Raw genomic sequence first — 4,572 nt, forward strand, 5'->3', positions numbered from 1 at the left:
AGATTTGATGACCTAACAATTAAGCCTTTATCAGTAACAGATAAAGCCATTGGAATTGACTTAGGAATTAGTAGCCTTGTGATTACCAGCGATGGTGACAAAGTATCTAATCCCAAGCATTTTAAAAAGCATTATCGGAGACTGCGAAAAGCCCAAAAAAACCTTTCTCGAAAACAGAAAGGGTCAAAAAATCGAGAAAAAGCAAGAATCAAAGTAGCAAGGATTCACGCTCAAATCACCGATAGCAGAAAAGACCATTTACATAAGCTAACCACTCAATTAGTTCGTGAAAACCAAACGATTGTGGTTGAGAATTTAGTCGTTAAGAATATGGTCAAAAACCCCAAGTTATCTCAGGCAATATCTGATGTAAGCTGGGGAGAAATCACTCGACAATTAGCCTATAAATGCCGTTGGTATGGGAGAAATTACATCGAAATAGATAGATGGTTTCCCAGTTCTAAAAGGTGTAGTAATTGTGGGCATATTGCCCTTGAAAATGCCGTTAAATGTTCGAGAATGGGACTGTCCAGACTGTGGGACTCACCATGACCGAGATATTAACGCCAGTAAAAATATTTTGGCCGCAGGGCTTGCGGTGTCAGTCTGTAGAGCGACCATAAGACCAGAACAGAGTAAATCTGTTAAGGCAGGTGCGAAAAATCCTTCGGGACCCCAAGCAGAAACCTAAATCGTGAGGTTTGGGAATCGCCGTCCGTTTTACGGCGGCGAGGATGTCAAGATTTGCTAACTTATAGTTCTTGACCCGGTTATTGCCGAGCATTTAGTAACAATAGATACAGAAAAAATCCCGATAACTTCTCCTTACTAAAAAATATGGATTTAATTTTATGTCATCAAACGGCGGATTTTGACGCTTTGGGGGCAGCGGTGGGTTTATCGTTGCTGAAAGCGGGTAGTCGCATTGTGTTAACGGGGGGAGCGCACCCAACAGTAAGGGAATTTTTAGCCCTGCATCGGGATGAATTCGCTTTAATTGAACTGCGTAGTGTCAATCCGTCCCAGATTCGCTCTTTAATTATCGTTGATAATCAGTGGCGAGAGCGTCTGGGAAAAGCCTCCCAGTGGCTCGATTTAGGGCATTTACAGGCGATCGAATTGTATGATCATCATTTGGATAGTGAAAGTGATATTCATGCCTCTAGCGTCCATTTAGAAGCGGTGGGAGCCACCACGACTTTAATTGTCGAAGCTTTACAAAAAGCCCAGATTAAACCAAACTCGATGGCAGCGACGGTAATGGCACTCGGTATTCACGTTGACACGGGTTCCCTGACTTTTGCCAGTAGTACCCCCAGGGATGCCTATGCTTTGGCTTGGTTAATGACCTGTGCTGCTAACATTAAAACGATCGCCCAATACTGTCAACCGAGTTTTTCCCCGCGCTTACAGGAGTTATTTAGCCTTGCTTGGGAAAATCTAGAGATTAAAACGATCCATGACCGTAAAATCGCCCACGTTCTTCTCCATACTGCCGATTTTATCCCGGGTTTGTCTAGTGTGGCCGAGCGCCTACTGGAATTATCCGATAGTGATGCGCTACTTTTTGGCCATAGTTATAGTAAAGACGAGGAAGATAAGTCCCGACAGCGTTTAACTGTGATTGGTCGCTCTAGAATCGATGGAGTGAATCTATATCAGCTTTTTTCCCCCTATAACGGCGGTGGTCATGCTCAGGCCGCTTCGGTGAGTTTTCGCGATGTTCAGCCAGTTCAACAGTTAAACCAACTGCTGGGGGACTTAATTGCTCAAATTCCTCCTTCTCCCACTGCTAGGGATTTAATGTCTTCTCCGGTGCGGACAATTCGTCCCGATACTTCCATATCTCAAGCCGAGCGCATCCTTTTCCGTTACGGCCATTCGGGGTTATCGGTGGTAGATGAGCAGGATCGCTTAGTTGGGGTGATTTCTCGTCGTGACCTCGATTTAGCTCTCCATCACGGCTTTTCTCGCTCTCCTGTGAAGGGATACATGACTTGTAATCCGAAAACTATTACCCCCGACACTTCCCTTCAGGAAATCGAGTCACTGATGGTAACGTACGATTTGGGGCGTTTACCTGTACTAGAAAATGGGCAGTTAGTCGGTATCGTCACTCGTACAGATGTATTAAGACAGATTCATCAAAATGAGCGGGTGCGTTTTGAAGGGTTTGCTTTGGTTTCCTGTCTTTTACCAGCGATTAAAGAGCGTTTAGAGTCGATTTTATGGTCATTCCTGCAAGCTGCCGCCGCTGCCGCTCAAAAACGCGGTTGGCATCTCTATCTGGTTGGGGGTGCGGTGCGGGATTTATTGTTAGCCACAGAAAGGGATACTTTATTGTTACAGGATATCGATTTAGTGGTGGATGGCTGCCATCGCGCCGCCGGTGTGGGTGCGGGGGTAGAATTGGCTAATTGTTTACAGGAAATTTATCCGAGGGCCCGGTTATCGATTCACGGGGAATTTCAGACGGCGGCTTTGTTATGGCACAAAGATGAGCGTTTTGGCTCGTTATGGGTGGATATCGCCACGGCACGCACGGAATTCTATCCCTATCCTGCCAGTAATCCCCAAGTGGAGGCTAGTTCGATTCGACAGGATTTGTATAGAAGGGATTTTACAATTAATGCTCTGGCAATTCGCCTAACTTCGCCGAAAGAGGGGGAATTACTCGACTTTTTTGGTGGTATGTTGGATTTACGCGCTCAAAATATCCGGGTTTTACACGCTAATAGTTTTATCGAGGATCCGACGCGCATCTATCGAGCGGTGCGTTTTGCCACTCGGTTAGGATTTGTTATTGAACCCTTGACAGAAAACTATATTAGGTATGCGATCGAAAGTGGAGTTTATGAGCGCTCACGGCAACAAAATCAGAATGCACCCGCTTTACAGTCCCGTTTAAAAGCGGAGTTGAATTATATTTTAGAGGCGGATTACTGGGAAAGTGCCTTAGAAAAGTTGGCCGATTTGGGGGCTTTGCACTGTTTACACGGGGATTTAAGTTTAAATCGGGCTTTATGGCGACAATTGCGCTGTCTTAGTCGTTGGTTAGATTGTTTAAGTCTGGAATTGCCGGTGAATGCTTGGTTAATGCGGTTGGAATTATTAATCGCTTCTCTGGCTGTGGGGGAAAGAATAGCGATCGCTAATAATTTACAATTGCCTAAAGATACTGTGGAGCGTTTACAAAAACTAGAAGTTATGGAAAGGGAGATTAGCAATAATTTTGCTTATGATCGACCCGTTAGTCAAATTGTCAGCTTTTTCAATGGTTATCAGGTTCCTAGTTTGTTATTGGTGGCGGTGAGGAGTGAGACTAGGATTCGGGGTTTAATCTGGCAATATTTAACTAAATGGTCGCAGATTGAGGCTCCTATCGACGGCAATGACCTTAAAGCTTTGGGTTATCAACCAGGTCCCGGGTTTAAATCGTTACTTGCGGCGGTGTTGGGGGCGACTTTAGATGGAATAGTCAGCAATAAAAGCGAAGCTATGGCTTTTATTGCTAGATTAACTCGGGCTTGCTGAATAAATCTAAAAACCTTATTGGGTAAGACTTTTAGACTTTTTGTCAATCAAAAAGTACCAGTTGTGGGAGAGATAGGGGGAAAATTCTGGGACTTTTTCTCTGAAAATTAGGTAATTGACCAGATGAGAATCGGTAAAACCCTACACCCCACACCCCACACCCTACACCCTGTCCCCACGAAAAACTTTTTGCCGCAGACCCTAACTAAGTCAGCAGATTAGGTATCGGCTGCCCCTTCATTTTCCGAAGATTGTCTTTGATCGCTGGAATAACCGCCTCTACCTCCTCTGGTGGTGGTACGATTAGAAGCAGCCCGGAATTGACGAGCGTAGGCGCGGTTACGTTCCGCTTTTTCTTTTTTCAAATTACGACGTTTAGCCACAAGAATCTCCTTGGGATATTAGATAGACAAGCGGGGAAACGAGCGATCGCTTCCCCTGTTGACAATGAAAAGAAGTTAGGTAATCATAGCCTAGAATGGTTACGATTGGGGATTAGTAGCGACGATCTCGATTGCGATTGCCACCACCGAAGGAAGATTTGGGTTCTCTTTCACGAGCTTGATTGACTTTTAATTCTCGCCCCATCCATTGAGCGCCGTCAAGAGCGGCAATAGCCTTCGTTTCTTCCTCTGGGGTTTCCATTTCCACGAAAGCGAACCCGCGTTTTTTTCCCGTTTCCCGATCCATGGGGAGGTGAACGCGCTTAATTTTACCGTATTCTTTAAAAACCTCAACTACGTCGTCTTGGTCAACCTCGAAGGGGAGATTACCAACATAAATTGACATAAAACCTATCCTTGCACAGATAAAAACAACAGATTTGTAGAGAACGAAGATTTCGGGAACTAGCTGAACCAATACTAAACAGAAACGCTTTGACCATTAATACTGACAACGAGCCGCAGTGCCGACTTTTATTCTCAATTTCCATCCTAGCACATAGCTAAGTAGGTAGGCGTTAAAAGTTGTCAGATGCCCCCCTTATTAAGGGGGGATTAAGGGGGGATCCCCCCGCCTACCGGCACCCCCCTTATC

5 protein-coding genes are annotated in these 4,572 nt (G+C 45.1%); 3 read left to right on the forward strand and 2 right to left on the reverse strand.

All coding sequences use genetic code 11. The annotated features are described in order from the left end of the window. The 3 genes from PN470_RS02285 to PN470_RS02290 all read left to right on the forward strand — a co-directional run. Positions 1-552, forward strand: a 552-nt coding sequence (locus tag PN470_RS02285) for an RNA-guided endonuclease TnpB family protein (RefSeq protein WP_442929957.1), incomplete at its 5' end; no start/stop codon positions are given. Continuing rightward, positions 500-691 carry a zinc ribbon domain-containing protein gene (locus PN470_RS22300; RefSeq protein WP_197533161.1) on the forward strand — a complete coding sequence of 64 codons (192 nt, stop codon included), beginning with the start codon at positions 500-502 and terminating at the stop codon, positions 689-691. The genes PN470_RS02285 and PN470_RS22300, both read left to right, overlap by 53 nt. 146 nt (positions 692-837) lie before the next feature. Continuing rightward, positions 838-3,534, forward strand: a complete 2,697-nt coding sequence (locus tag PN470_RS02290) for a CBS domain-containing protein (RefSeq protein WP_271939532.1) — start codon at positions 838-840, stop codon at positions 3,532-3,534. A 218-nt stretch (positions 3,535-3,752) separates the two neighbouring features. Here PN470_RS02290 and PN470_RS02295 read toward each other — a convergent pair whose 3' ends face one another. Together PN470_RS02295 and PN470_RS02300 are read right to left on the reverse strand one after the other, a co-directional pair. Beyond that, positions 3,753-3,917: a hypothetical protein gene (locus tag PN470_RS02295; protein ID WP_002733784.1), complete on the reverse strand. Its 165-nt coding sequence runs from the start codon at positions 3,915-3,917 to the stop codon at positions 3,753-3,755. Between the two features lie 112 nt (positions 3,918-4,029). Next, complete coding sequence (locus PN470_RS02300; protein ID WP_002731511.1) at positions 4,030-4,323, reverse strand: RNA recognition motif domain-containing protein; 294 nt, start codon at positions 4,321-4,323, stop codon at positions 4,030-4,032. Positions 4,324-4,572: the final 249 nt, after the last annotated feature.

The sequence above is a fragment of the Microcystis sp. CS-574 genome, assembly GCF_028329095.1.
GTDB lineage: Bacteria > Cyanobacteriota > Cyanobacteriia > Cyanobacteriales > Microcystaceae > Microcystis > Microcystis ichthyoblabe_A.

Coding starts and splice junctions, on each gene's coding strand:
- PN470_RS02290 (WP_271939532.1), top strand. CDS start 838: ATGGATTTAATTTTATGTCATCAAACGGCGGATTTTGACGCTTTGGGG.
- PN470_RS22300 (WP_197533161.1), top strand. CDS start 500: ATGCCGTTAAATGTTCGAGAATGGGACTGTCCAGACTGTGGGACTCAC.
- PN470_RS02300 (WP_002731511.1), bottom strand. CDS start 4,323: ATGTCAATTTATGTTGGTAATCTCCCCTTCGAGGTTGACCAAGACGAC.